The 25,509-nt window shown below is 66.3% G+C and carries 23 protein-coding genes; 10 read left to right on the plus strand and 13 right to left on the minus strand.

The window, feature by feature from the left end; genetic code table 11:
• The first annotated feature begins 232 nt into the window (after window positions 1–232).
• The gene (locus E4S58_RS14730; RefSeq protein WP_136637214.1) at window positions 233–1,207 is read left to right on the plus strand and encodes a VPLPA-CTERM sorting domain-containing protein; all 975 of its coding nucleotides are present in this window, start codon (window positions 233–235) and stop codon (window positions 1,205–1,207) included.
• Between the two features lie 113 nt (window positions 1,208–1,320).
• Here the strand turns inward: E4S58_RS14730 and prpE are convergent, their stop codons facing one another.
• Window positions 1,321–3,210, minus strand: a complete 1,890-nt coding sequence (gene prpE / locus E4S58_RS14735; RefSeq protein ID WP_136637215.1) for a propionate-CoA ligase PrpE — start codon at window positions 3,208–3,210, stop codon at window positions 1,321–1,323.
• Between the two features lie 249 nt (window positions 3,211–3,459).
• Here prpE and E4S58_RS17930 point away from each other — a divergent pair, with 249 nt between their 5' ends.
• A complete protein-coding gene (locus tag E4S58_RS17930; RefSeq protein ID WP_169052680.1) occupies window positions 3,460–3,603 on the plus strand; it encodes a hypothetical protein in 144 nt (47 codons plus the stop codon).
• Between the two features lie 50 nt (window positions 3,604–3,653).
• Here E4S58_RS17930 and E4S58_RS14740 read toward each other — a convergent pair whose 3' ends face one another.
• Window positions 3,654–5,945, minus strand: a complete 2,292-nt coding sequence (locus tag E4S58_RS14740; protein WP_136637216.1) for an NADP-dependent malic enzyme — start codon at window positions 5,943–5,945, stop codon at window positions 3,654–3,656.
• A 224-nt stretch (window positions 5,946–6,169) separates the two neighbouring features.
• Between E4S58_RS14740 and E4S58_RS14745 the strand changes: the two genes are divergently transcribed.
• The 6 genes from E4S58_RS14745 to E4S58_RS14770 all read left to right on the plus strand — a co-directional run bounded on the left by E4S58_RS14745 (window position 6,170) and on the right by E4S58_RS14770 (window position 12,314).
• Window positions 6,170–6,586 (plus strand): cytidine deaminase, encoded by a 417-nt coding sequence (locus tag E4S58_RS14745; RefSeq protein ID WP_136637217.1) that lies wholly within the window; start codon window positions 6,170–6,172, stop codon window positions 6,584–6,586.
• Window positions 6,586–7,890: a thymidine phosphorylase gene (locus tag E4S58_RS14750; protein WP_205965395.1), complete on the plus strand. Its 1,305-nt coding sequence runs from the start codon at window positions 6,586–6,588 to the stop codon at window positions 7,888–7,890. The genes E4S58_RS14745 and E4S58_RS14750 overlap by 1 nt, the downstream gene beginning before the upstream one ends.
• Window positions 7,890–9,080, plus strand: a complete 1,191-nt coding sequence (locus tag E4S58_RS14755; protein WP_136637219.1) for a phosphopentomutase — start codon at window positions 7,890–7,892, stop codon at window positions 9,078–9,080. Before E4S58_RS14750 ends, E4S58_RS14755 begins: the two co-directional genes overlap by 1 nt.
• A gap of 143 nt (window positions 9,081–9,223) precedes the next feature.
• A complete protein-coding gene (locus E4S58_RS14760) occupies window positions 9,224–10,216 on the plus strand; it encodes an adenosine deaminase (RefSeq protein ID WP_136637220.1) in 993 nt (330 codons plus the stop codon).
• Window positions 10,213–10,845, plus strand: a complete 633-nt coding sequence (gene upp / locus E4S58_RS14765) for a uracil phosphoribosyltransferase (protein WP_136637221.1) — start codon at window positions 10,213–10,215, stop codon at window positions 10,843–10,845. Before E4S58_RS14760 ends, upp begins: the two co-directional genes overlap by 4 nt.
• Before the next feature lie 77 nt (window positions 10,846–10,922).
• Window positions 10,923–12,314 carry an SPOR domain-containing protein gene (locus E4S58_RS14770; protein ID WP_169052681.1) on the plus strand — a complete coding sequence of 464 codons (1,392 nt, stop codon included), beginning with the start codon at window positions 10,923–10,925 and terminating at the stop codon, window positions 12,312–12,314.
• Between the two features lie 57 nt (window positions 12,315–12,371).
• Here the strand turns inward: E4S58_RS14770 and E4S58_RS14775 are convergent, their stop codons facing one another.
• From E4S58_RS14775 to E4S58_RS14795, 5 genes are all read right to left on the minus strand, one after another.
• A complete protein-coding gene (locus E4S58_RS14775; RefSeq protein WP_136637223.1) occupies window positions 12,372–13,436 on the minus strand; it encodes a bifunctional transcriptional activator/DNA repair enzyme AdaA in 1,065 nt (354 codons plus the stop codon).
• Window positions 13,437–13,511: 75 nt separating this feature from the next.
• The gene (locus E4S58_RS14780) at window positions 13,512–14,534 is read right to left on the minus strand and encodes a hypothetical protein (protein ID WP_136637224.1); all 1,023 of its coding nucleotides are present in this window, start codon (window positions 14,532–14,534) and stop codon (window positions 13,512–13,514) included.
• A 316-nt stretch (window positions 14,535–14,850) separates the two neighbouring features.
• Entirely contained in the window at window positions 14,851–15,471 is a 621-nt protein-coding gene (locus E4S58_RS14785) for a YdeI/OmpD-associated family protein (RefSeq protein WP_136637225.1), read from the minus strand.
• 51 nt (window positions 15,472–15,522) lie between these two features.
• Window positions 15,523–17,151 carry an AMP-binding protein gene (locus tag E4S58_RS14790; protein WP_136637596.1) on the minus strand — a complete coding sequence of 543 codons (1,629 nt, stop codon included), beginning with the start codon at window positions 17,149–17,151 and terminating at the stop codon, window positions 15,523–15,525.
• Window positions 17,152–17,215: 64 nt separating this feature from the next.
• Window positions 17,216–17,956 (minus strand): sulfite exporter TauE/SafE family protein, encoded by a 741-nt coding sequence (locus tag E4S58_RS14795; RefSeq protein WP_136637226.1) that lies wholly within the window; start codon window positions 17,954–17,956, stop codon window positions 17,216–17,218.
• A gap of 246 nt (window positions 17,957–18,202) precedes the next feature.
• Between E4S58_RS14795 and E4S58_RS14800 the strand changes: the two genes are divergently transcribed.
• Complete coding sequence (locus E4S58_RS14800; protein WP_136637227.1) at window positions 18,203–18,862, plus strand: sulfotransferase family protein; 660 nt, start codon at window positions 18,203–18,205, stop codon at window positions 18,860–18,862.
• A gap of 157 nt (window positions 18,863–19,019) precedes the next feature.
• Window positions 19,020–19,673, plus strand: coding sequence for a Hint domain-containing protein (locus E4S58_RS14805; RefSeq protein WP_136637228.1), 654 nt, complete (start codon window positions 19,020–19,022; stop codon window positions 19,671–19,673).
• Window positions 19,674–19,797: 124 nt separating this feature from the next.
• Here the strand turns inward: E4S58_RS14805 and rpiB are convergent, their stop codons facing one another.
• The 6 genes from rpiB to E4S58_RS14835 all read right to left on the minus strand — a co-directional run bounded on the left by rpiB (window position 19,798) and on the right by E4S58_RS14835 (window position 25,362).
• Window positions 19,798–20,247 (minus strand): ribose 5-phosphate isomerase B, encoded by a 450-nt coding sequence (gene rpiB / locus E4S58_RS14810; RefSeq protein ID WP_136637229.1) that lies wholly within the window; start codon window positions 20,245–20,247, stop codon window positions 19,798–19,800.
• A 76-nt stretch (window positions 20,248–20,323) separates the two neighbouring features.
• Entirely contained in the window at window positions 20,324–20,608 is a 285-nt protein-coding gene (locus tag E4S58_RS14815) for an SH3 domain-containing protein (RefSeq protein WP_136637230.1), read from the minus strand.
• 168 nt (window positions 20,609–20,776) lie between these two features.
• Complete coding sequence (locus E4S58_RS14820; protein ID WP_136637231.1) at window positions 20,777–22,960, minus strand: 3-hydroxyacyl-CoA dehydrogenase NAD-binding domain-containing protein; 2,184 nt, start codon at window positions 22,958–22,960, stop codon at window positions 20,777–20,779.
• A gap of 39 nt (window positions 22,961–22,999) precedes the next feature.
• Entirely contained in the window at window positions 23,000–24,211 is a 1,212-nt protein-coding gene (locus tag E4S58_RS14825; RefSeq protein WP_136637232.1) for an acetyl-CoA C-acetyltransferase, read from the minus strand.
• Between the two features lie 16 nt (window positions 24,212–24,227).
• A complete protein-coding gene (locus E4S58_RS14830) occupies window positions 24,228–24,863 on the minus strand; it encodes a glutathione S-transferase family protein (RefSeq protein WP_136637233.1) in 636 nt (211 codons plus the stop codon).
• Window positions 24,864–25,149: 286 nt separating this feature from the next.
• Window positions 25,150–25,362, minus strand: a complete 213-nt coding sequence (locus E4S58_RS14835; protein ID WP_136637234.1) for a hypothetical protein — start codon at window positions 25,360–25,362, stop codon at window positions 25,150–25,152.
• Window positions 25,363–25,509 lie beyond the last annotated feature (147 nt).

Genomic DNA, 25,509 nt, shown 5'->3' on the forward strand with positions numbered 1-25,509 from the left:
GCCGATTTTTCGACCGAGAGAGGGCGGGGGAAACCCCGCCCTTTTTTGTGGTTCTGTCGGGGGGAGCGATCGTCTCGGCGCAACCAAAAGGCGTGCGACGCGCCTTGGCGACACCTTGGGCTTGAATCAGAGTAAACCTGTATTTCCTTTTGGCAAAAATCCTTTGACCGAATTGTTGCTTCACGGCAACCTCTGCCGACCTAATTTTAGAATCTAGTTCAAGGAAACTACGATGAAATCCATTAAATTCATGTGCCTGAATGGCGCATTTGCGCTGGCGGCCACGGGCTTTGTCACCGTGGTTCCGGGGCAGGCCTTTGCAGCGTCGGTGGCTCCCAACGGCTGGTTCGCTGAAACCATGGTAGCGAGCGAGGCATCCCGCATTGGCTCTGACGGCAAAGTTGCAGAAGAATTAGAAGACACTCAAGACGATGCGGTAAAACGCTCAACCCTTTCGACCGACTCGTCGCTGGACTTGCCGACCGAGGGGAAAAGCACCGCCACGGCTTCGGCTATTGCGGATCTTGCCGCCGGTACGCTCAAGGCCGGCGCAACGGCAGAGGTCGGCAATACCGGCGGTCCCAGTGGGTTCTCTGCCCAAAGCAGCGGGGCGGCAACCATGGGGGACACCCTGACGTTCACCGGTGGGATGGGGACACTGGCCACGGTTAACTTGGGCGTCGACGGAACCATTAACTCAGATGCCTTGGCTGCGGGCGCCTTCATCGGATCGTCGTTCACTATTCGAGCCGAAGTCGCGATCTATGACGGTTCGTTTGCGGGAGATTCCCAGAGCTGGCAGTGCTTAGGTAAAGACGTCTGCAGCGCCTTGGACTACGACAGCTATGAACGCCTTGTAATTTTTGGCAGTAGCGACGACTCTGTGAACGAAATTACCGACATGTTGGACGAAGTTCTGACTGCGTCTACAACACTCACCAGCAACAACCAGACGCTCAAGATCTTTGGCCATCTCTTCGTAAGCGCAGTACGTTTCGGGGACAACAATGGCCTGACGGATCTGGACTTCACGCATACCGCGACGTTCTCGGTTCAGACGGACAGCAGCGTTTCCTACAGCTCTGCCTCTCAGGTCTTCCTGACGGAGGCCGAAACGACGACGCCGGCCGTTCCGCTGCCGGCAGGTCTGCCGCTGCTGATCGGCGGGCTGGGCGCCTTGGGGCTGGTGCGCCGTCGCCGCAAGTGATCTGACGCGATCGCATGACGCGCAAAGGGCGGGGGAAACCCCGCCCTTTTTCTGTCTGTCCCATGCGTGGTGGCGGTGCGTGCATGCACGCACCCTACGTGTCGCGGGGTGATTTATTTCGCGTAGCCAATGCCTTGGAGGGCGACCTTGATCTCGTCCAGGATGGCAGGGTCGTCGATCGTGGCGGGCAGCTTGTAGTCTTCGCTGTCGGCGATCTTGACCATCGTGGCGCGCAGGATCTTGCCAGACCGGGTCTTGGGCAGGCGGTCCACCACGACCGCCAGCTTGAAGGCGGCGACGGGGCCGATGGCGTCGCGGACCATGGTGACGACCTCTTTGACGATCTCGTCGTGGGGGCGGTTGACCCCGGTCGTCAGGCAGAGGAAGCCGACGGGCAGCTGACCCTTGAGGTCGTCCTTCACGCCGATCACGGCGCATTCGGCGACGTCGGGGTGGTTGGCCAGGACCTCCTCCATCCCGCCGGTCGAGAGGCGGTGGCCCGCGACGTTGATGACGTCATCGGTGCGCGCCATGATCCAGACATAGCCGTCCTCGTCGACCATGCCGGCATCGCCGGTCTCGTAGTATCCGGGGAAGTGGTCGAGGTAGGACTTGCGGAATCGCGCTTCGGCGTTCCAGAGCGTCGGGAAGGTGCCGGGTGGCAGGGGCAGGGGCGTGACCAGCGCGCCAAGCTCGCCCGCGGGCAGTTCCTTGCCCTCGTCGTCGAGCACCTTGAAATCATAGCCCGGCATCGCGACCGAAGGAGAGCCGACCTTGACCGGCAGAAGCTCGATCCCCATGGGGTTGCCGACCGCCGGATAGCCCAGTTCGGTCTGCCACCAGTGGTCGATCACCGGCACGCCAAGGATGTTCTTGGCCCAGTTGATCGTATCGGGGTCGCCGCGTTCGCCCGCAAGGTAGAGCGCGCGCAGGCAGGACAGGTCGTATTTCTTGACGTATTCGCCCTTGGGATCCTCGCGCTTGATCGCGCGGAAGGCCGTGGGGGCGGTGAAGAAGCTGCGGACCTTGTGTTCGGAAATCACCCGCCAGAAGGTGCCGGCGTCGGGGGTGCCGACGGGCTTGCCCTCGAATACCACGGTGGTGTTGCCGTGGATCAGGGGCCCGTAGCAGATATAGCTGTGGCCCACGACCCAGCCGACGTCCGACGCCGCCCAGAAGACATCGCCGGGATCGACGTTGTAGTGGTTCTTCATCGTCCAGTTCAGCGCGACGAGGTGGCCGCCGGTGGCGCGCACGACGCCCTTGGGCTGACCGGTGGTGCCGGAGGTATAGAGGATATAGGCCGGGTGGCTGCCTTCGACGGGCACGCATTCGGCGGGCTCGACACCGTACTGGAACCCGTGCCAGTTGACGTCGCGGCCGGGGGTAAGTTCGGCAACCTCTTGTTCGCGCTGGAAGATCACGCAGAAGTCGGGCTTGTGGGTGGCAAGGTCGATGGCCCCGTCGAGAAGCGGCTTGTAATGCACCACGCGGCCCGGCTCCAACCCGCAGGAGGCGGCGATGATCGCCTTGGGGGTGCAGTCATCGATGCGCACGGCCAGTTCGTTCGAGGCAAAGCCGCCGAAGACCACGGAATGCACGGCGCCGATGCGGGCGCAGGCCAGCATGGCTTCCAGCGTCTCGGGGATCATCGGCATGTAGATGATGACGCGGTCGCCCTTTTCGACGCCTTTGGCCCGCAGGGCCCCGGCAAGGGTGGCGACGCGGTTGCGGAGTTCGACGAAGGAAATCTCGCGCTTGGTGTGGGTGATGGGGCTGTCGTAGATGATGGCGGCCTGTTCGCCGCGGCCCTGTTCGACGTGCCGGTCCACGGCGTTCCAGCAGGTGTTGACCATGCCGTCGGTGAACCATTCGTAGAGGGGGGCGTTGCTGTCATCGAGCGCGCGGGTCGGCTTGCGGTCCCAATCGATCGCTTCGGCGGCCTGCATCCAGAACGCTTCGGGGTCCTTCTGCCAGCTGGCGTAGACGTCGCTGTATCCCATGGTGGCTCTCCTCCTCCTCCGAGACTTCGGGTTTGGTAGGATGAAGGTCTTCTTTCGCGCAAGTTTCAAGCGCCGGGGCGCGGCGCTTTGGCGCAAAAGTTTTGCAGAAATGCGGTTTCCGGGCCTGCAAACTTTTGCAAAGCCATTTTGTTGCAGGGGGCGGGGGCAAAATCTGGCGATGTTTGCAAAGTCAGGCGGGCCGACAAGCAAATGTGATCCGGGGATGCGTGTTTGTCGGGCGATTCCGCTGTGAATCTTCTTGCCGACTCGGGGCTGCGAGGCGTCGAATGGGGGCAGGCACGGCATCGTGCCGTGTCCTCATCAAGGATGACCGCCATGGGCGACAAGAAGCCGAAACCGGCGAAACCCGGCACCAGCACCACCAAGAAGTAATCCCGCGATGCGGGGCGCGCCGCCCACCTGGCCAGGGGCGGCGCGCTGCGTCAGCCGTAATGCGCCACCGGCGTGCCTGCGATGGCGGCCATGTTCAGCAACCCGCGCGAGGTGATCGAGGGCGTCACGATATGGGCGCGGTTGCCCATGCCCATCAGGATCGGCCCGACCTCGAGCCCGCCGCCGCGCAGCTTGAGGATGTTGCGCACGCCGGATGCGGCGTCGGCGTTGGCGAAGATCAGCACGTTGGCCACCCCGTCCATCCGCGACCCGGGGAAGACCCGTTCGCGCAGCTCGGGATCAAGCGCGGTGTCGATGTTCATCTCGCCTTCATAGGCGAAGTCGCGCGGGGTGCTGTCGAGGATCGCGATGGCGTCGCGCAGGCGCGCGGCGCTTTCGGTCTCCTGGTTGCCGAACTGCGACCGGCCGCAGATGGCCACGCGGGGTGTCAGGCCGAAGCGCTTGACGTGGCGCGCGGCGCCGATGGTGGCCTTGGCGATCTGTTCGGCCGTGGGGGTCGAATGGATATGGGTGTCGGCCAGGAACAGCGGCCCGTCCTCGAGGATCATCAGCGACAGGGCGCCATGGGGGCTGAGGTCGGCATTGCCCAGCACCTGGCTGATGTAGTTGAGGTGCCAGTTGTATTCGCCGAAGGTGCCGCAGATCAGGCTGTCGGCCTCGTCCCGGTGCACCATCACCGCGCCGATGGCGGTGGTATTGGTGCGCATGATCGCGCGGGCGAGGTCGGGGGTGACCCCCTTGCGCGCCATCAGGTCGTGATAGGTGCCCCAGTAATCGCGGTAGCGCGGGTCGTTTTCCGGGTTCACCACGGTGAAATCGACGCCCGGCCGGATCTTGAGGCCCGCGCGGGTGCAGCGGTGTTCAATCACCTCGGGGCGGCCGATGAGGATCGGCTGTTCGGTGGTTTCCTCAAGGATCGCCTGGGCGGCGCGCAGCACCCGTTCGTCCTCGCCCTCGGCATAGACGATGCGGCGCGAGGCGGTGCGGGCGGCGTCGAAGACGGGCCGCATCAGCAGGGCCGAGCGCACGACCGACGACCGCAGTTTTTCGCGGTAGGCGTCCAGATCCTCGATCGGGCGGGTGGCGACGCCCGACTCCATCGCGGCGCGGGCCACGGCGGTGGATACGGTGGCCGACAGGCGCGGATCGAAGGGTTTGGGGATCAGGTAATCGGCCCCGAAGGTCAGCTGTTCGCCCTGGTAGGCGGCGGCGGCTTCGGCGCTGGTGGTGGCCCGGGCGAGGGCGGCGATGCCTTCGATGCAGGCGATCTTCATCTCGTCGTTGATCTCGGTCGCGCCGACGTCGAGCGCGCCGCGGAAGATGAACGGAAAGCACAGCACGTTGTTGACCTGGTTGGGGAAATCCGACCGGCCGGTGGCGATGATGGCATCCGGGGCGACCGCGCGGGCGTCCTCGGGCATGATTTCGGGCGTGGGGTTGGCCAGGGCAAAGATGATCGGGCGCGCGCCCATGCGGGCCACCTGTTCAGGCTTCAGCACCCCGGGGCCCGAAAGGCCCAGGAACAGGTCCGCGCCGTCGATCACATCGTCCAGCGTGCGCAGGTCGGAAGCTTGGGCAAAGGCGGCCTTCTGCGGGTTCATGTCTTCGGCCCGGCCTTCGTAGACCAGCCCGTGGATGTCGCAGAGCCAGACGTTTTCGCGTTTGACACCCAGTTTCAGCAGCATGTTGAGGCAGGCGATGCCCGCCGCGCCGCCGCCCGTCGACACCACCTTGATGTCGGCCCAGTCCTTGCCCGCGACATGCAGGGCATTGGTGGCGGCCGCACCGACCACGATGGCCGTGCCGTGCTGGTCGTCGTGGAAGACGGGGATGTTCATCCGTTCGCGGCACAGTTTTTCCACCACGAAGCAGTCGGGGGCCTTGATGTCTTCAAGGTTGATCGCGCCGAAGGTCGGTTCCAGCGCGCAGACGATATCGGCCAGCTTTTCGGGGTCGGGTTCGTTCACCTCGATATCGAAGCAGTCGATGCCCGCGAATTTCTTGAAGAGGACGGCCTTGCCCTCCATCACCGGTTTCGAGGCCAGCGCGCCGATATTGCCAAGGCCCAGCACGGCGGTGCCGTTCGACACCACCGCGACAAGGTTGCCGCGCCCGGTATAGCGCGAGGCATTGGTGGCATCATCCTTGATCTCGAGGCAGGCCTCGGCCACGCCGGGAGAATAGGCCAGGCTCAGGTCGCGGCCGTTGGCCAGCGGTTTGGTCGCGCGGATCTCAAGCTTACCGGGGCGGGGAAGTTCGTGATACGTCAGGGCCGCCTGCCGCAGCGCTTCCCTCTTGCCTGACCCTTGTTCCGTGGACATTCCGACTCCTCCGCTCTGGATGGTTGAGCGTTAAACTATTTCTTGTGCCGGGGGAAGACGGGCTTGCCCCGGCGGTTGCATTTGTCGTCCCGGACAGGCAGCGGACTGCCGCCTGACGGCAGGTGACGGGGCGGACCCCGCGTCCCCCCTTGCATTGCCGCGCCATGGGGCATTGACTGTGACTCCCGTTCTTATCTCCGGTTCGGGTCAAGCAGGAGGCTATCATGGATCTGATGCAAGCGGCGCGCGATGTCTGGGGCAACGCTTATGCGCCCTATTCCCGGTTCAAGGTGGGGGCGGCGATCCGCACGAGGTCGGGCAAGGTCTATGTCGGCGTGAACGTGGAAAACGTGGCCTATCCCGAAGGCACCTGCGCCGAGGCCGGGGCCATCGCCGCCATGTGCGCCGCCGGAGAGACCGAGATCGCCGAGGTCGCGGTGATCGCGGACAGCCCCGAGCCGGTGCCCTGTTGCGGCGGCTGCCGCCAGAAACTGGTGGAATTCGGCGGACCCGAGGTCGTGGTGACCATGGGCACGATCGACGGCAAGTCGCGCCAGATGACCCTGGCCGAGATCCTGCCGGGCCGGTTCGACGCCAGCCATATGGACAAGGCCTGGGATAAGGCCGGGGAGGGGGTCTGATGGACGCCCGCCGCATCATCGCCACCCTGCGCGACGGCGACACGCCGACGCGGGACGAATTGCAGTGGTTCGCCGCCGGACTGGCCGACGGCCATGTGACGGACGCGCAGGCCGGGGCCTTTGCCATGGCCGCGCTGCTCAACGGCATGTCCGACGAGGGGCGGGTCGCCCTGACGCTCGCGATGCGGGATTCGGGACGCGTTCTGGCCTGGGATCTGCCGGGGCCTGCGCTGGACAAGCATTCGACGGGCGGCGTGGGCGACTGCGTCAGCCTTGTGCTGGCGCCTGCGCTGGCGGCCTGCGGGGCCTATGTTCCGATGATCTCGGGCCGGGGGCTGGGCCACACGGGCGGCACGCTCGACAAGATGGAGGCGATCCCGGGCCTGATCACCACGCTGGACGAGGCGCGGTTCCGCGATGTCGTCGAAAAGACCGGCTGCGCGATCGTCTCGGCCACCGCAGGCATCGCCCCGGCGGACCGGCGGCTTTATGCGGTGCGCGACGTGACCTCGACCGTGGAAAGCCTTGATCTGATCACCGCCTCGATCCTGTCCAAGAAGCTGGCGGCGGGGCTTGATGGGCTGGTGCTGGACGTCAAGATCGGCTCGGGCGCCTTCATGAAGAACATGGACGAGGCGAAATCGCTGGCCGAGGCGCTGGTGACCACCGCGAACGAGGCCGGGTGCCGCACGGCGGCGGTGATTTCCGACATGTCGCAGCCGCTGGCCCCGGCGCTTGGCAATGCGCTTGAGGTCGCGGCGTCCTGCGATGTGCTGGCAAGCCGGGCCGAGGGGCCGCTTCTGGAGCTGTCGGCGATGCTGGGCGGCGTGGTGCTGTCGGGCGCGGGGCTGGCGGCGGACGTGGCCGAGGGCACGGCGAAGGTGCTTGAGGTCATCGCCAACGGCAAGGCGGCCGAGGTCTTTGGCCGCATGGTCGCGGCCATGGGCGGGCCGGTGCATTTCGTCGAGAACCCGGGCCGGTTCCTGCCCGAGGCGACGGTGATCCGGGAAATCCCCGCCCTGTCCGACGGTTACGTGTCGGAAATGGACGGGCAGGCGCTTGGCCTGGCCGTCGTCGACCTGGGCGGCGGACGGCATGTCGAGGGGGACGAGATCGACTATGCGGTCGGCCTGTCGGACATGCTGCCCCTGGGCACCAAGGTCACCAAGGGCCAGGCGCTTGGCCGCGTCCATGCCTCGCGGATGGATCATGCCACGGCCGCGGTTCGGTCGGTGCAGGCGGCGGTGAGACTGTCCGAGAGCGCGCCCGAGGTGCCACCGCTGATCCGCGAGGGCATCGGCTGATGGCGCGGGTCTTTCTGGCGGTGATGGATTCGGTCGGCATCGGCGGCGCGCCGGATGCGGATCGGTTCTTCAACGGCGACGTGCCCGACACGGGCGCCAACACGCTGGCCCATATCGCGCAGGCCTGTGCCGAGGGGCGGGCCGAAGACGGCCGGTCCGGCCCGCTGCGCCTGCCGCATCTGGATGCGCTCGGGCTGGGGGCGGCGGTCCGGCTAGCCTCGGGCATCGACGCGCCGGGTCTCGACGCCATCCCCACGGGCACCTGGGGCGCCGCGACCGAGGTCTCGCCGGGCAAGGACACGCCCTCGGGGCACTGGGAACTGGCGGGCGTGCCGGTGCCCTGGGACTGGACCTATTTCCCCGACACCACGCCGGCCTTTCCCGACGACCTGGTGGCAAAGGTCTGTCGCGCGGCGGGCACAGACGCGATCCTGGGCAATTGCCATGCCTCGGGCACCGCGATCATCGCGGAGCTGGGCGAGGAACACATGCGCACCGGCCAGCCCATCTGCTACACCTCGGCGGATTCGGTCTTCCAGATCGCCGCGCACGAGGAGACCTTCGGCCTGCAAAGGCTGCTTGATCTGTGCAAGGCCATCGCGCCGACCCTGCACGCGATGAAGGTCGGGCGGGTTATCGCGCGGCCCTTCGTCGGAACCTCCGCGGCGGATTTCCAGCGGACGACCAACCGCAAGGATTTCGCCATCGCCCCCCCGGCGCCCACGCTCTGCGACCGGGTGCAGGCGGCGGGACGGCCCGTTCATGCGATCGGCAAGATCGGCGACATCTTTTCGATGTCCGGCATCGACGACGTGGTGAAGGGGACGGACGCCGCGCTGATGGATCACCTGGCGCGCGCGGTCGACACGGCCGAGGACGGCAGCCTGACCTTCGCCAACTTCGTCGAGTTCGACAGCCTTTACGGCCACCGCCGCGATATCTCGGGCTATGCCCGGGCGCTGGAATGGTTCGACGCCGGCATCGGGGCGATCCTGCCGAACCTGCGGGAGGGCGACATGCTGATCCTGACGGCGGACCATGGCAACGACCCCAGCTGGATCGGCACGGACCACACCCGCGAACGGGTGCCGGTGCTGGTTGCCGGGCAGGGCGCGGGCGAATTGGGGGTGATCCCCTTCACCGGTGTCGCCCATCTGGCGGCGGCGCACCTGGGGGTGGCGTGGACTTAGGGGGCGCTGCCCCCGTCCTGCGGACTCCCCCGGAGTATTTCCGGCAAGATGAAGATATGCTTTCTTTTTGCTGAAAATATCCCCGCCGGAGGCATCCCAAGCCCGCCACGGGCGCGGCGACAAGACATGAACGAGAGGGTGACATGAGCCTGAAAGACCTGCCGAAGCTAGAGCTTCATCTGCATATCGAAGGCGCGGCGCCGCCTGCCTTCATCCGGGGGCTGGCGCAGGAGAAATCGGTCGATATCTCGCGCGTGTTCAAGGAGGACGGAAGTTATGACTTCCGCGACTTCGTGCATTTCCTGTCGGTGTACGAGGCCGCGACGTCGGTCCTGAAGACGCCCGACGACTATGCGCGGCTGACCACGGCGGTGCTGGAGGAAAGCGCCGCCCATGGGGTGATCTATACCGAGATGTTCATCTCGCCCGATTTCTGCGGCGGATCGGACGTGGCGGCCTGGCGCGAATATCTGCATGCCATGCAGGAGGCGGCGGCGCGGGCCGAGGCGAAAGATGGCATCGTCATGCGGGGCATCGTCACCTGCATCCGCCATTTCGGACCCGAGAAGGCCAAGGCCTCGGCGCTCTGTGCGGCCGAGACGGCGGGCGACTGGATCACCGGCTTCGGCATCGGCGGGGACGAGGGCAAGGGCAAGCTGACCGATTTCGCCTGGTCGTTCGACCTGGCGCGCGAGGCGGGGCTGCAGCTGACGGCGCATGCGGGCGAATGGGGCGGCCCGGCCTCGGTCCGCGAAGCGGTGGACGGGATCGGCGTCGTGCGCGTCGGCCATGGCGTGCGCGCGATCGAGGACCTGGCGCTGGTCGATCAGCTGGCGGAAAGCGGTGTCACGCTTGAGGTCTGCCCAGGCTCGAACATCGTTCTGGGGCTTTATCCCAAGTGGGATCGCCACCCGATCCAGGCGCTGCGCGAGCGCGGGGTGAAGGTCACCGTGTCGACCGATGATCCGCCGTTCTTCCACACCACGATGACCCGTGAATACGAACAATTGGAACGCGCCTTCGGTTGGGGCGCCGAGGATTTCCTTGAAATCTCGCGCAACGCACTGGACGCGGCCTTCTGTGATGGTGATACCAAGGCGAAACTGGCCGAAAGACTGAAGGACCATCCCGCATGACCCAGCACCTCACGATCGTCGATCACCCGCTTGTGCAGCACAAGCTGACCCTGATGCGGGACGAGACGACGTCGACCAAGTCGTTCCGGCAGCTGCTGCGCGAGATCTCTCTGCTTCTGGCCTACGAGGTCACGCGGGATCTGCCGGTGACGATGCAGACCACCAAGACCCCGATCGAGGAAATGGAGGCGCCGATCCTCGAAGGGCGCAAGCTGGCGCTGATTTCGATCCTGCGGGCGGGCAACGGTTTGTTGGACGGGATCCTGGAACTGATTCCGGCGGCGCGGGTCGGTTTTGTCGGGCTGTATCGGGACGAGAAGACGCTGCAGCCGGTGCAGTATTACTTCAAGGTGCCCGAAAACCTGGAAGACCGGATGGTGATCGCGGTCGATCCGATGCTGGCCACGGGCAATTCCTCGGCCGCGGCGATCGACCTGCTGAAGAACGCGGGCGCCAAGAACATCCGTTTCCTGTGCCTGCTGGCCGCCCCCGAGGGCGTCGCCCGCATGAAAGAGGCGCATCCGGATGTGCCGATCATCACCGCCGCGCTGGACGAACGCCTGAACGATCAGGGCTATATCGTGCCGGGTCTAGGTGATGCGGGTGACCGGATGTTCGGCACCAAATAGGGGGGCTGGCCCGTCCTGATCCCTTTACTCAAGCCGGGGTTTGGGGCAGGATCGGGGCAAATCCCCGGGGGGTCTGGATGAATCCGTTGTCGCGCAAGTTTTCTGCCGTTTTGCTGCTGTCGATTCTGGGGGCTGCACCTGTCGCGGCACAGAACATCATCCGGCCCAAGGACGGTCCGGCCGAATATCCGCCCGCCAGTTTCACCGGCAAGCAGTATGTCGACAGCGAAGGCTGTGTCTTCATCCGTGCCGGGTTCGAAGGCCAGGTGACCTGGGTGCCGCGTGTCGCGCGCAACCGGTCGCAGGTCTGTGGCTTCCAGCCGACCAACGTGGCGGGCGCGACCCGCGCGCAGCCCGCGCTGCCGCGCTCCGACGTGACCGAAATCACGGCGGCCGTGCCCGAAAGCGGCGCCCCGGCCGAGACGGCGCCTGCCCGGGTGGCCTCGGTCGCTGCTGCGCCGGCCGCCGCGCCTGTCGTGGCCGCGCGGCCCCAGGTGATCACCCCGGCACCCGCTCCGGTAGCCGCGTCTGTCGCCGGGCCGACGGTGCGGGTGGCACGCCCTGCTGCGCCGGTCGTCCGTGTGCCGACGGCCCCCGTGGTCGAAGCGCGCCCGCGTGTCGCCGCGCCGGTGCAGACCGCGCCGCGCGCCGTGACCTCGGTCGATGATCCCTGCGGAGACCTGTCGCCGGTCGGGCGTCAGTACATGGAACGCGGCAACGGGGGCTTTGCCCTGCGCTGCGGGCCGCAGTCGGACTATGCGCCTTATGCGGCGGGATCGGCCCGCGTGGTGGCCGCCGCGCCCCGCGTGATCGCCCCCAGCTATGCCGCCCCGGCGCCGGCCGCCGTGGCCCTGCCCAGCTATGAAAAGCGCGCGCCGGTCGTGGTCGCCGCGCCTGCGCCCGTGCAGGCCCGCACCACGGACCGCCCGGTGACCCGAGTGGTCCGGGCGCGTACGACCGGGCAGGGATATGTCTCGCCCCAGGCGCGGGTGATGCCGGCCCCGGCCTACAAGGAACGGGTCATGGCGCAGGATGTGCGCATCCCCAAGGGTTATCGTCCGATCTGGGAAGACGACCGCCTGAATCCGCGCCGTGCCGAACAGACGCTGGCGGGCAAGCGTCAGATGGAGCTGGTCTGGACCAAGACCCTGCCGCGTCGGCTGGTCCCGGTCGAGATCCGGCCGCAGGGCGTGGCCGTGGCGCCGAACGTGTCCAGCCGCAGCGCGGCGCCGAAGGTCGACCGCGCGCCGATCTCGGGCCGTTATGTGCAGGTCGGCAGCTTCCGCACGCCGTCCAATGCCCAGGCCACGGCGCAGCGTCTGGCGGCGGCGGGTCTGCCCGTCACGATCCGCAACGATGCCAGCGGCCAGGTCGTGATGGCCGGTCCCTTCGGGTCGGACCGCGCGATCGGCCATGCGCTGCGCACCGCGCAGAAGGCCGGGTTCCCGGGCGCCTTTCCCCGGCGCTAGGCTGACGAGACAGGATTGACCAAGGCCCCGGACATCCGGGGCCTTTTGCCTTGTGCGTCAGGCTGTTGCGCGACCGTAGCTGCGTTCCAGTTCGATCAGCCGGTCCTTGCGCCAAAGCCCGCCGCCGTAACCGGTCAGCGAGCCGTCGGCGCCGACCACCCGGTGGCAGGGGATCAGAACGGCGATCTGGTTGGCGCCATTGGCCCGGGCGACGGCGCGGGTGGCCTCGGGGCGGCCAAGGCGTGCGGCAAGCGCGGAATAGCTAAGCGTCTCGCCTGCCGGGATCTGGCGCAGCGCGTCCCAGACGGCGCAGGTGAAGGGCGTGCCGTGATAGGTCAGCGGCGTGGAGAAGGTGGCGTCATCGCCCGCCAGGTACCGGGCCAGTTCGCGGGCGGCCTGATCCATCGGGGCTGTCCGGCCAAAGGTCATCCGGCCCTTCACCGCCTTGTGCAGCCGCGCCAGTTCACGGGGCAGGGCGGGGCGGTCGGCAAATTCGAGCAGGTGCAGGCCGTGGTCGTCGGCCACGGCGATCATCGGGCCAAGTTCGGTGTCGATCCAGTCGGCCTGCAGCAGCGCGTCGGCGCGGGTGGCCAGCGCCTCGGGCGGGAGGCCGAGCAGGCGGGCGAAGGCCGCGCGAAAGCCCGATCCGCTGTCGAACCCGGCCTCGAGCTGGGCGTCGATCACCCGCGACCCGCGTGACAGTTCGCGCGCCCCGGCCTGCAGGCGGCGCAGGCGCGCATAGTCGAGAAAGGTGATCCCCAGGGCGCGGCGAAAGGCGCGCCGGGCGGTCGAGGGGTCGATGCCCATGGCGCTGACGTCGCCTTCGCTCCAGCGGCGGGCGGGGTCGTCTTCCAGCGCGCGTGACAGGCGGGCAACCAGCGGATCGGCCCCGGCGGGTTCGGTGGGCCGGCACCGTTTGCAGGGCCGGAAGCCCGCGTCCAGCGCGGCGGGGACAGAGGCGAACCAGGCGCAGTTCTCGGGCTTGGGCCTGCGGGCGGGGCAGCCGGGGCGGCACAGGATGCCGGTCGAGGTCACGCCGACCCAAAGCCGCCCGCGCATCATGTCGGGGCTGTCAAAGAAGCTGGCATAGCAGGTGGCGGGATCGGGCAGGTCAAACATCATGCACCAAGACTAGCGGATTTCAGACGGCCTGCCGCCGGAAATCGGGCGTGACTGTCTTTTGCCGCGCGGCGCGCGTTATTCGCAGATTTCCTGCAGCCGCAGCCAGTCGGCGTCGGGCAGCAGGGGGGGCGGGGCCTCGGCGCGGAAGGGGTCGCCTTCGATCAGGGGCAGGGTGCTTTCACCGCTCAGATCCAGGGCATAGGCATAGGGCGAGGACCGGACCTGCGCGTTGGCAAAGCGGTTGAGCAGGGCGGCGGTGTCGAGCGCTGTGCGGTCGTTGGTCAGCAGGTGTTCGGCGTATTTGCGCAGCGCACCGCCGGGCATGTCGCCGATGGTCAGCAACTGGAACGAGGCGCGCGCGCCCGCAAAACGCAGCAGGTCGTCCAGCGGATCGGTGGCAGCGGCGCGCAGGAGTTCGTTCAGCACGAAGCCTGCGACGACGTCTGGTTCTTCGTAATCCTCGATCAGGCGCTTGTTGATCAGGATCTCGCGTCCGGGCAGGAAGAGGGCGCCGCGCACGGCTTCTTCCACGACACGCAGGCGCAGGCGCTTGTCCTGCGGGGCGATGCGCGTGGCCAGACGGTTCAGCGCCTCTTGCCCGTCGGCCCAGTCGCAGGCGGGGCCGGAGACGCGGGTGATTTCCTCTTTCAGGGCTTCGCCGATCTCGGCCCGCTTGGCCTGCGGCACAACCGACACCGCGTGGCGGCGCAGCGCGTCGGGCAGCCAGAAGACGCCGCCGATGATCACGGCGCCCAGCATCAGCACCAGCAGGACCATGCGCAGCCGTCCGGGATGCGGGCGGCGGCGTTCAATGGCGGTGCGCAGCTTGTCGAGCGCGCGGATCATCTGATCCTCGGTCTCGGCCAGTTCCAGCGTCTCGCCGGGATCGCCGTCGGGATGATAGATGGCCGGGATCACGCCGGGATTGGCGCGGACCAGCGCGGGCAGGGACCAATGCGCCACCGCACGGGCCTGATCGTCCGACAGGATCAGAGTTTCCGCGCCGATGGTCACGGTCACTTCGCGGCGCTGCCCCTCGGGCGAGGCGCGCCACAGGCCCGTTGCCACGAGCTGCTGATATTCGGTGTCGATCGCCATATGTTGGGCCTGCTCCGCCTCTGGCACCAATCTATCATGGGGGGAAGGCAGGAGCAATTCCGCCGACGGCCCTGCGATTCCTGCAATCCCCTGTTCTTACGTATAGGCCCATTTAACCGCCCGGCAGGTATTCCGCCATGGGCGCTGGTCGGCCTAGGCTTGTCGCGCGCCCCGAGCCGCGGCAGGAGGAGCCTTGGTAAGGTGTGGCGCCGCCGGACAGCACGGAGGGTGTCTCCGACCGTGTTGTCCGGTTGCCGGGGTTTCGGGCTTCCAATCATCGGATGGAAACGGTGGCGTACGGCGGGCCGGGCGCGGGTTAGCGTTCCGTCGCGCCCTTGCCCATGAGGATCCTGTCGCGGAATTTCCCGATCCGTCTGATCCGTGTCTCGGCTGTCTTTGCACTGCTCAGGTTGATGACGTAGCTGCGCTGTCGTCCGGGGGTAAGGGCATGGAAGGCCTCGGCCAGTTCGGCATCCGCATCCAGCGCGTCCGACAGCTCTTCCGGCAGGTCCGGGGCGGCGGTGTTCCTTGGCGGTCTGGTGCCGGCCTCCGCGTGGCGCTTGGCCTCGTCCAGATAGGCGCGGATGGTCGGTTCCAGATCCGCAACCTGCGCTGCATCGGTAAAGGACATGGTGTTGGCGTGCTGCGTATTCGGCCCGGGCTTTTCCAGCACGCCCTCGGGGTCCGACAGCAGGGCGGCATCGAAGAAGCCGAGGATGAACTTCTGCTGGTAGGCGCCCACGATGGCGATGTTCCGGTCGGCGTGGCGATAGCAGGGCTGCCCCCACCTGACGGTTTCTTCCAGACCGGCAGAGCGGCAGATGGCCCGCAGCTTTGTCAGCCCGTCAATCCAAAGCCGGGCCGAACAGGCCGGCGTGTCGAAGCGGTCGCAGCGCCCGCAGCCCTTGGTGAAGAAATCCTCGATATCCGTGATCATGGGGCCCTTTGCAGGCAGAGCGGGGAGGGCGCCGGTTGATGGCGCCGTCCCTCACATGGTCTTGGCCTGCGTCCGCAGTTCGAACTTCTGGATCTTGCCGGTCGAGGTCTTGGGAAGGTCCTGGAACACCACCTTCTTGGGCGTCTTGAACCCGGCCAGCCGTTCGCGGGCAAAGGCGATCAGCGCGGCCTCGTCCCCGGTGCGGCCGTCCTTCAGTTCGACAAAGGCGCAAGGAACCTCGCCCCATTTGTCGTCCGGCTTGGCCACCACGGCGCAAAGCAGCACATCCGGGTGGGCCATCAGCACGCCCTCGACCTCGACCGAAGAGATGTTTTCCCCGCCCGAGATGATGATGTCCTTCGCCCGGTCGGCGATCTGCATGTAGCCGTCGGGGTGCTGCACGGCGATGTCGCCGGTGTGGAAGTAACCGCCCTTGAAGGCCTCTTCGGTGGCCTTGGGGTTCTTGTAATAGCCCTTCATGACGCCGTTGCCGCGCATCATGATCTCGCCCGTGGCGGTGCCGTCCATGGGGATCTGCTCCATGGTCGAGGTCATGGTGGTGATGTGTTCATAGGCGGGCATGGCCACGCCCTGACGCGCCTTGATCGCGGCGCGGTCGTCGCCTTGCAGGTCGCCCCAGAGGTCGTCGTCCCAGGTGCATTCGGTGGCGGGGCCGTAGACCTCGGTCAGGCCGTAGACCTGCGTGACGTTGAAGCCCATGGGTTCGATCTTGGCCAGCGTCGCGGGGGCGGGCGGGGCGCCGGCGGTGAAGACCTGAACCGTCTGGGGAAAGTCGCGCTTCTGGTCGTCGGGGGCGTTGACCAGCATGTTGAGCACAATGGGCGCGCCGCCGAAATGGGTGACGCCTTCGTCGGCGAAAGCGCTGAAGAGGGCAGGCGCGGTGATGTCGCGGCAGCAGACGACGGTGCCGCCCAGCAGAGGGATCATCCAGGTGTGGCACCAGCCGTTGCAGTGGAACAGCGGCACGATGGTCAGGTAGCGCGGGTAATGCGTCATCTGCCACGACAGGATCTGGCCCATGCCGTTCTGATGCGCGCCGCGATGGTGATAGACCACGCCCTTGGGCCGCCCGGTGGTGCCGGAGGTGTAGTTGAGGGCAATGCTCTCCCATTCGTCCTCGGGCATGATCCAGTCGAAGGTGGGGTCGCCCTTGGTCAGCAGCTCCTCGTGCGTCACATGGTCGGTCTGGGCGTGGACGCCGGCCTGATCGTCGGGGCATTCGATGATGATGGGGGCGGGGCCTTCCATCCGCTCGACGGCCTCGGCCAGGACATGGATGAACTGGCTGTCGCACAGCACGACCTTCGCCCCGCCGTGATCGAGGATATAGGCGATCGTGTCGGGCTCGACCCGCGTGTTGATCGCGTTCAGGACCGCGCCGCAGGCGGGCACGCCGAAATGCGCCTCGGCGTGGTTGGGCAGGTTGGGCAGGATGGTCGCCACGACATCGCCCGGCTTCACTCCCAAACCGACAAGGGCCGAGGCAAGCCGGGTGACGCGGTCGTAGTATTCGGCATAGGTCTTGCGGAAGGTGCCATAGACCAGCGCCTCGCGCTTCGGCCAGATCTTCACCGCGCGGCGCAGGTTCGACAGCGGCGTCAGCGGCACGTAGTTCGCTGCGCATTTCTCAAGTCCGGTTTCGTCGGCCATCCAGCCCATGGTCATCCTCCCCATGCTTTCCGGCATCCGGGATAGCGCAGATCTGGGGCCGAGGGAATTGCCCTCAGGTCAGCAGCGCGGTTGCGCCCTTGGTCAGCAGGATGAGCGAGACGAGGAACAGCAGCACCTCGATCACCTTGACGTAGGCGGATTGCGGCAGCACGCCGGTCAGCCAGCGGCCCAGCACGGTGCCCGCGATCCCCACGGCCGTCAGCGACAGCACAAGGCGAAGGTCCAGCCCGTCGAACTGCCCGGCCAGCGCATAGCCCGGCAGTTTCGACAGGTTGATAATGGCGAAACAGATGGCGATCGTGCCCGCGTACTGCAGTTTGGGCAGCTGTTGCGGCAGCAGGTAGGCCTGGGTCGGCGGCCCGGCGGAATGGGTGATGTAGCTGGCGATCCCGGCCAGGATCCCCCAGGCGGTGCCGCGGATCCGGTGCGGTTCGGTGCGGGCGGCGGGGGTGCGGCGCAGCCAGGACCGCAGGCAGTACCAGAGCCCGATCGAGCCGGTGAGGATCAGCAAAAGCGCCTCGGGGGCCAGGGTGACCAGCAGGGTGGCCAGCGCCACCCCGATCAGCATGGCAGGCACGAGGATCTTCAGGTTCGGGGCCGAATAGTCGCGCCGGTACAGCGCCACGCTGACCCAGTCGGTAACGATATAGACCGGCAGCAGCGTCGCGGCGGCGGTCACCGGGTTCATCACCAGCGCCACCATCGGCACGGCCAGCGATCCCATCGACGACATCCCGCCCTTGGAGGTGCCGACCAGCAGGGCCGCGAGGAAGAGGAGGGGGCTGATGTCCATGGGGGTCCTTCGGGGGGGGGGGCTTGGGCGGATTGGTAGGGGGGCCGGGCGGGAAGGGCAATGGGGCGGGGTTGCCGACCCCTCACCCTAGCCCTCTCCCCCGGGGGGAGAGGGGACGGTTTCGCCTGGGGAGACCGGGGCGTGTTTTGGGCGACCGCGATCCGGGATGTCGGGGCGGCCTCAGGGTCGGAGGCGCGCCGCCGCACCCCCTTGCCACACCGCGCCGGTTCCGCCTAACTCCGGCCCATGATCCTGTCGCGCGGCCGTCGTTACCTTTTCATCCATATCCCCAAGACCGGGGGCACCTCGCTTGCCCTGGCGCTGGAGGATCGGGCGATGAAGGACGACATCATGCTGGGCGACACGCCCAAGGCGCGGAACCGGCGGGGCAAGGTGAAGGGGATCGAGACGCGCGGGCGGCTTTGGAAGCATTCGACGCTGGCCGATCTGGACGGGCTGGTCCGCCTGGACGAGTTGGACGACCTGCTGATCTTTGCGCTGGTGCGCAACCCCTGGGCGCGGACGGTCAGCTATTACCACTGGCTGCAAAAGCAAAGCTTCGATCACCCGGCGGTGCGGCTGGCGAAAGAGCTTGAGTTCAGCCCCTTCCTCAACCATCCGATGATCGGCGCCAGTTTCCGTGCCAGTCCGGCGCGTCACTACGTGACCGACGCGGCGGGGGCGGAATGGCCCGCGCTGTTCCTGCGGCTGGAAGATTTCCAGCACGATGCGGCGCCGCTGTTCGATCACCTCGGGTTCCGGTTCGACCTGCCGCAGGAGAACGTGACGGGCACCGGGCGGGACTACCGGTCGTATTACGACGAAGTTGATTCGAATTTGCTGGGTAAACTTTGCGACGAAGACATCAAACGCTTCGGATACCGCTTTGACGCCCCCGCACTGTAGCTGAGGCCGCGACAGTCCTGCGGTTTTGCCGCGAACCGGGGCGGGATTGTGTCCAAAGTCGCCAAGTTGCCCCATTTCCAACCCGATCCAGCCGTTTAACCCCTGCTTAATGAAGGGGTCAGCGAAACGGCAAAACGCCGGGAACCGGAGATAGAACATGACGAACGCATTCACCAAAGGCGCAGACAAGGCCCTGCGGATGACCGAGATGACCGGCGCCTACAACGGCGGTGTGATGGGTGCGTGCTCTGGCCTGGTGGAAGGCACCAAGATCGCGACGGCCATGGGCTTCCAGCGGATCGAGACGATCGAACCCGGTGCCCGCGTCGTGACCTTCGACAACGGCCTGCAAGAGGTCCGCGCCGTCCGCCGCGATCCGATCTGGTTCGCCGAAGGGGCCTGCCCCAAGGCGATGCAGCCGCTGTTCGTCCCCGCCGGTGCCATCGGCAACGCTCAGGACATGGTGCTGCTGCCGCACCAGGCCGTGCTGATCGAAAGCGACGCCGCCGAGGCCGCGCTGGATGATCCCTTCGTGCTGATGCAGGCCAAGGACCTGGACGGCATCTGCGGCATCACCCGCATCACCCCCGAAGCCCCCGCCTATGTCGTGACGCTTGAGTTCGACAATGACGAGGTCGTCTTTGCCGCCTCCGGCGCGATGTGCATCTGCCCCTCGCGCTCGGACCTGGCAGGTATGCTGAACCGCCCCGAGGGCGGCCGCGAATACCGCACCCTCAAGTCCTGGACCGACGGCGCGCTGGTCGACGCCATCCGCGCCGAGCTGGACCACGGTCTGGCCATGGCGGCCTGAGTTTACAGAAGTTCCCTTCGGTATCGCGTGTCTGATACCTTGCTCCACCCGTCCACGTCGGGCGGACTGAGACCACGGCGCAGGCCGTGGTCTTTTTTGTCGTCTGTTGGTCGTGACGGCGGCGTCAGCCTTCGATCGCGGTGATCATGTCGACGCGGGTCGCATGACGGCCGCCTTCGAACTCGGCCGACAGGAAGGCGTCGACGATATCCAGCGCCAAGCCTTGGCCGATCACCCGCGCCCCCATGGACAGCATGTTGGCGTCATTGTGCTGGCGGATCATCCGGGCCGAGAACGTGTCGTGGCAGACGCCGCAGCGGATGCCCTTGACCTTGTTCGCCGCCATCATGATGCCCTGGCCCGTGCCGCAGATCACGATCCCCAACCGCGCTTGGCCCGAGGCCACGACCTTGGCCGCCGCTTCGCCGTGCAGCGGGTAATGCGTGCTCTCATTGGTCTGGGGGCCAATGTCGGTGACGGTCCAGCCCTGTGCCTCGGCATGGGCGGCGATGGTGCGCCGCAGGTCGATGTCGGCGTGGTCGCTGGACAGAACGAGTGTCTTTTCGGTGCTCATGGGGGCCCTCGGCTGGATGCTGCGGGTGCAGTCTATAGGCCAGCCGGGACCGGAGTTCAAAGGGATTGGGCGCGGGTCATTCGGGCCGGATATAGGCCTGCGAGACATAGCCCTTGAGCCGCCGCGCCCGATCCAGCGAGACCTTGCACCAGACCGTCGCCCCGCTGCGTTCGCAGCTTTGCACCAGCAGGCGCGTGCCATTGGGCAGCCCGACGATCACGTCGAACCCGGTCCCGGGCCCGGCCCGCATCTTGAGCAGGTCTTCGTCTTCGACCCCCGCAACCCGGTAGGGATCGGCGGCATGGGCGGCAACGGGCAACAAGGTCAGCCCCGCGAGGAGGGCGGCACGGAGAGGGATCATGGGCACTGCTTCTGTTTGTTTTCAGGCAGTGTAGCGCTACGGATCCCTTCGGGGAAGCGGGCAGGGGCCAAGTCGGCGGGACGGCGCGATTCCCCCTTTGGACTCTGTGCGGGATATGGCGCAAAAAAACGGCCTCCGAAGAGGCCGTTTCGTTTGTCTGGCAGTGGCTTACGCCGCCTTCGCGTCCTGACCGAAGCGGCCATAGAAGGACTGACCCTTCGACGCCATCTCGCGCAGGAGGTCGGGGCAGGAGAAGCGCGGCCCGAACTTCTGGGCCAGCTGGTCGCAGCGCTCAGCCGCATATTCCGCGCCGAGGATGTCGAGCCAGCTGAAGGGCCCGCCGGACCAGGGGGCGAAGCCCCAGCCGAGGATCGCGCCGACGTCGCCTTCGCGGATGTCCTCAAGCACGCCTTCCTCCAGCGCGCGGACAGCTTCCAGCACCTGGGCGAACATCAGGCGATGCTGCACCTCGATCAGGTCGGGCTGGTCGTCGAGCGTGGGCGTCAGGTCGTCAAGACCGTCCCAGATGCCTTCCCGCTTGCCCTTGTCGTCATAGCTGTAGAAGCCCGCGTTCGACTTGCGGCCCAGGCGACCCTGATCGTAAAGCGCGAACATCAGGTCATCGACCGGCTTGTTGTCCGACGGATACTTGTCGCCCAGGGCTTCCTTCGTCGCCTTGGCGATCTTGACGGCGAGGTCGATCGAGGTCTCGTCGATCAGCTGCAGCGGGCCGACGGGCATCCCCAGCAAACGCGCGGCGTTGTCGACCAGCACCGGTTCCACCCCTTCGGCAACCATGCGGGCGCCTTCGTTGAGGTATGGGATGATGCAGCGGTTGGCGTAGAAGAAGCGCGCGTCGTTGACGACGATCGGCGTCTTGCGGATCTGACGCACGTAGTCGAGCGCCTTGGCCACCGCGCGGTCGCCGGTCTCGGCGCCCTTGATGATCTCGACCAGCAGCATCTTTTCGACGGGCGAGAAGAAGTGGATGCCAATGAACTGCTCGGGCCGCTTCGACGCCTTCGCCAGATCGGTGATCGGCAGGGTCGAGGTGTTGGTGGCGAAGATGCAGTCCTCGGGCACCACGGCTTCGACGTTCTTCGTGACCTCGGCCTTCACGCCGACGTCCTCGAACACCGCCTCGATGATGAGGTCCGCGTCGGACAGAGCCGAATAGTCGGTGGTTGCCGTGATCTTCGACAGCACCGCCTCGGCCTTTTCAGGCGTGGACTTCCCGCGCTTGATGCCCTTTTCGAAGTAGCTCTCGGCATAGGCCTTGCCCTTGTCGGCGGCCTCCTGCTTCTGGTCGATCAGCACGACCTCGATGCCGGCCTGGGCCGACACCAGCGCGATGCCCGCGCCCATCATGCCCGCGCCCATGACGCCAACCTTTTTGACGGTCTGATCCGGGGCCTCGGGACGGTTCGCGCCCTTCTCCAACGCTTCCTTGTTAAGGAAAAGCGACCGGATCATCGCGCCCGAGGACGGGTTCATGATGACGGAGGTGAACCAGCGTGCCTCGATCTTCAGCGCGGTGTCGAAGGGCACCATCGCGCCTTCATAGACGGCCGAGAGCAGCGCCTTGGGGGCCGGGAAGGCGCCCCAGGTCTGGCCGTTGACCATGGCGTTGGCGCCGACGAAGGTCTGGAATCCTGCCGGGTGATAGGGAGCCCCGCCGGGCAGCTTGAAGCCCTTTTCGTCCCAGGGTTTGACGATCTTGGGCTCGGACAGAACCCATTCCTTCGCGGCCGCGACCGGATCTTCGGCAACCTCGTCGATGAGGCCTGCCGATTTCGCCTTCTTCGGATCGACGGATTTGCCCTGCAGCAGGTACTGCGAGGCACCCATCACGCCCAGCTTGCGCACAAGCCGCGTGGTACCGCCCGAACCGGGGAAGATGCCGACCATGATTTCCGGCAGGCCGATGCGGGCCTTGGGGTTGTCGGCGGCGAAGATGCGGTGGCAGGCCAGCGGCAGTTCCAGCCCGATGCCCATGGCGGTGCCGGGCAGGGCGGCGGCGATCGGCTTGCCGCCCTTGTTGGTCTTGGGCTCCATGCCGGCGCGTTCGATCTTGCGCAGCATGTGGTGGAGGCTCATGACGCCGTCAAATACGCCCTGCGCGCCGCTGTCCTTCATGCCCGCCAGCACGTTCAGGTCCATCCCGGCGGCAAAGCTGTCCTTGCCGGAGGTGATGACGATGCCCTTGACCGCGTCATCGGCCAGCGCGTCGTCGATGGCGGCGTCCAGCTGCTGCGCGCCCTCAAGCGTCAGCACGTTCATGGATTTCCCGGGCAGGTCCCAGGTGATGATGGCGACGCCGTCGGCGCCTTTTTCCAGTGTGAATTCAGTCATATCGGTTCTCCTGATCGGAGTTGAAATCAAGGGGTCCGGTTACACGCGTTCGATGATCGTCGCAGCACCCATGCCCGAGGCCACGCAAAGCGTCGCAAGGCCAGTGCCCAGGCCGCGCCGCTCAAGCTCGTCCAGCAGGGTGCCGATGATGATCGCGCCGGATGCGCCAAGGGGGTGACCCATGGCAATCGCGCCGCCGTTCACGTTCAGCTTGTCATGGTCGACGTCGAAGGCCTGCATGAAGCGCAGCACGACCGAGGAAAACGCCTCGTTCACCTCAAAGAGGTCGATGTCGGAAATCGACATGCCGGACTGTTCCAGTATGCGCTGCGTGGCGGGCACCGGGCCGGTCAGCATGATCGTCGGATCGGTGCCGATCTTGGCGGTGGCGCGGATGCGGGCACGGGGTTTCAGCCCGTATTTTTCGCCGAATTCCTTGTTGCCGATCAGCACGGCGGCGGACCCGTCAACGATGCCCGAGGAGTTCCCGGCATGGTGCACGTGGTTGATCCGCTCAAGGTGCGGGTACTTCAGCTTGGCCACGTTGTCGAAGCCCGGCATGACCTCGCCCATGTCCTTGAAAGACGCCTTCAGCCCGCCAAGCGACTGCATGTCTGTGCCGGGGCGCATGAATTCGTCGTGGTCCAGGATCGTAAGCCCGTTCACGTCGCGGATCGGCACGATCGAGTTCGCGAACCGCTTGTCGGCCCAGGCCTCGGCGGCGCGCTTCTGGCTTTCGACCGCAAAGGCATCGACGTCATCGCGGGAAAACCCGTATTCGGTTGCGATGATGTCGGCGGAAATGCCCTGCGGCACGAAGTAGTCGTCGATGGCCACGGTCGGATCAACCGCCACGGCGGCGCCGTCCGATCCCATGGGCACGCGGGACATCATTTCGACGCCCCCGGCGATATAGGCCTCGCCCGCGCCGCCCTTCACCTGGTTTGCGGCCAGGTTCACGGCTTCCATGCCGCTGGCACAGAACCGGTTGATCGACAGGCCGGGAATGCGCTGATCAAGGTCCGAGGCCAGCACGGTCGTCCGCGCCAGGCAGCCGCCCTGTTCCATCGCCTGGGTCGCATTGCCCCAGATCACGTCCTCGACCGCGTGGCCGTCCAGCCCCGAGCGGTCCTTGATGGCGTTCAGCATCTGCTTGCCCATGGCGACCGAGGTCACCTCGTGCAGGGACCCGTCCGGGCGTCCCTTGCCACGCGGGCTGCGAATGGCGTCGTAGATATAGGCTTCGGTCATGTCTGCCTCCTTCAGGTCACAGGCCACGGTCCGACGGGCGGCCGGGCATCAGGTCATAGGGGTGTTTCCAGCCGTCCAGCGATTGGATGTTGGACAGCCAGCGATCGATATTGGGCCAGTCGGCACGGTCAAAGCCGAAGGGCTCGGGATAGAACAGGTAGCCGCAGCAAGAGAAATCGGCGTTGGTCACACTGTCGCCCACCAGCCAGTCGCGGCCTTCGAGGGCGGTGTTCAACGTCTTGAACGCGGCCTTAAGACGGCCCGCGTTGAAGGCGATCACATCGGCCGGGCGCTTGTCCTCGGGCAGGAAGTTCATCAGGAACCGCTGCGTGCCGCATTGCGAGGACATCTTGTGATTGTCCCAGAACATCCAGCGCATGACCTGGCGGTTATCTTCTGCCGTCGCGCCGCCGAATTTTCCCGTCTTTTCCGTGATGTACATCTGGATCACCCCGGATTGGGAAATCGTGACGTCACCATCCTTCAGCACCGGCACCTCGGCCATGGTGTTCATGGCGGTATATTCGGGGCTGCGCGCCTCGCCACCGAAGAAGTCGACCTTCACCGGTTCCCACTCGAGGCCGGAAAGGGACAGGGGCAGGGCCGCCTTGTAGGCATTGCCGCTTTCCCCGAAGCAATAGAGTTTGATCATGTCCGTCCTCCCTTGGACTGTTGTGCCGCGGGGCCAGCCCCGCACCCCGGAGTATTTCTGGCAAGATGAAGGGGCGGTTCATCTGCCGTTAAGGTTAACCCGCGTATCCTACACCTGCGTTACAGGCTGGAGAGCCGATGGACGCGCAAGGTGAAGCCCCGCGCCGCGCTGGATGCGTCCCCGTGGTGCGGGGTGGACGTTGCCGCTTCATCTTGCCGGAAATACTCCCGCCGGAGGCATCGACGCATCGCCTTGGCGCCAGGGTCGGACAACATGGCGGGGCCGGTCATCTCTTGCGATCCTCCAGTTCCGAATTGAACAGCCGCAGCCGGTGGGTGAGGTTGTCCTCATCCGTCACGCTGTCGAAGTTCTCGAACAGGAAGGACAGGGCCTCGCCTTCGTCCAGCCCGGCTTCGGATGCGAAGCGTTTCAGGCGGCGATAGCCGTCTTCGGTCATCGCGACCGGGAAGCGGCGGGTCAGGCGGAAGCGTTTGGGCATGTGTCCTCCCTCTCGTCCCCAAGGTGGGGCGTTCGGGTGTCCATGCAACCCCGCATGGACACCCGTGGCCTTCAACCGGGCCGGGGCCCGGGTCCGTGAGCGGAGGCCGGAGCCCCCTGTCGGAAGAAAGGCGCGGGTTTGTCCCGG

This window comes from Pseudooceanicola onchidii (genome assembly GCF_004959925.1).
GTDB classification, from domain to species: domain Bacteria; phylum Pseudomonadota; class Alphaproteobacteria; order Rhodobacterales; family Rhodobacteraceae; genus Pseudooceanicola; species Pseudooceanicola onchidii.

Coding starts and splice junctions, on each gene's coding strand:
- E4S58_RS14730 (WP_136637214.1), top strand. CDS start 233: ATGAAATCCATTAAATTCATGTGCCTGAATGGCGCATTTGCGCTGGCG.
- prpE (WP_136637215.1), bottom strand. CDS start 3,210: ATGGGATACAGCGACGTCTACGCCAGCTGGCAGAAGGACCCCGAAGCG.
- E4S58_RS14740 (WP_136637216.1), bottom strand. CDS start 5,945: ATGTCCACGGAACAAGGGTCAGGCAAGAGGGAAGCGCTGCGGCAGGCG.
- E4S58_RS14745 (WP_136637217.1), top strand. CDS start 6,170: ATGGATCTGATGCAAGCGGCGCGCGATGTCTGGGGCAACGCTTATGCG.
- E4S58_RS14750 (WP_205965395.1), top strand. CDS start 6,586: ATGGACGCCCGCCGCATCATCGCCACCCTGCGCGACGGCGACACGCCG.
- E4S58_RS14755 (WP_136637219.1), top strand. CDS start 7,890: ATGGCGCGGGTCTTTCTGGCGGTGATGGATTCGGTCGGCATCGGCGGC.
- E4S58_RS14760 (WP_136637220.1), top strand. CDS start 9,224: ATGAGCCTGAAAGACCTGCCGAAGCTAGAGCTTCATCTGCATATCGAA.
- upp (WP_136637221.1), top strand. CDS start 10,213: ATGACCCAGCACCTCACGATCGTCGATCACCCGCTTGTGCAGCACAAG.
- E4S58_RS14770 (WP_169052681.1), top strand. CDS start 10,923: ATGAATCCGTTGTCGCGCAAGTTTTCTGCCGTTTTGCTGCTGTCGATT.
- E4S58_RS14775 (WP_136637223.1), bottom strand. CDS start 13,436: ATGATGTTTGACCTGCCCGATCCCGCCACCTGCTATGCCAGCTTCTTT.
- E4S58_RS14780 (WP_136637224.1), bottom strand. CDS start 14,534: ATGGCGATCGACACCGAATATCAGCAGCTCGTGGCAACGGGCCTGTGG.
- E4S58_RS14785 (WP_136637225.1), bottom strand. CDS start 15,471: ATGATCACGGATATCGAGGATTTCTTCACCAAGGGCTGCGGGCGCTGC.
- E4S58_RS14790 (WP_136637596.1), bottom strand. CDS start 17,151: ATGGGCTGGATGGCCGACGAAACCGGACTTGAGAAATGCGCAGCGAAC.
- E4S58_RS14795 (WP_136637226.1), bottom strand. CDS start 17,956: ATGGACATCAGCCCCCTCCTCTTCCTCGCGGCCCTGCTGGTCGGCACC.
- E4S58_RS14800 (WP_136637227.1), top strand. CDS start 18,203: ATGATCCTGTCGCGCGGCCGTCGTTACCTTTTCATCCATATCCCCAAG.
- E4S58_RS14805 (WP_136637228.1), top strand. CDS start 19,020: ATGACGAACGCATTCACCAAAGGCGCAGACAAGGCCCTGCGGATGACC.
- rpiB (WP_136637229.1), bottom strand. CDS start 20,247: ATGAGCACCGAAAAGACACTCGTTCTGTCCAGCGACCACGCCGACATC.
- E4S58_RS14815 (WP_136637230.1), bottom strand. CDS start 20,608: ATGATCCCTCTCCGTGCCGCCCTCCTCGCGGGGCTGACCTTGTTGCCC.
- E4S58_RS14820 (WP_136637231.1), bottom strand. CDS start 22,960: ATGACTGAATTCACACTGGAAAAAGGCGCCGACGGCGTCGCCATCATC.
- E4S58_RS14825 (WP_136637232.1), bottom strand. CDS start 24,211: ATGACCGAAGCCTATATCTACGACGCCATTCGCAGCCCGCGTGGCAAG.
- E4S58_RS14830 (WP_136637233.1), bottom strand. CDS start 24,863: ATGATCAAACTCTATTGCTTCGGGGAAAGCGGCAATGCCTACAAGGCG.
- E4S58_RS14835 (WP_136637234.1), bottom strand. CDS start 25,362: ATGCCCAAACGCTTCCGCCTGACCCGCCGCTTCCCGGTCGCGATGACC.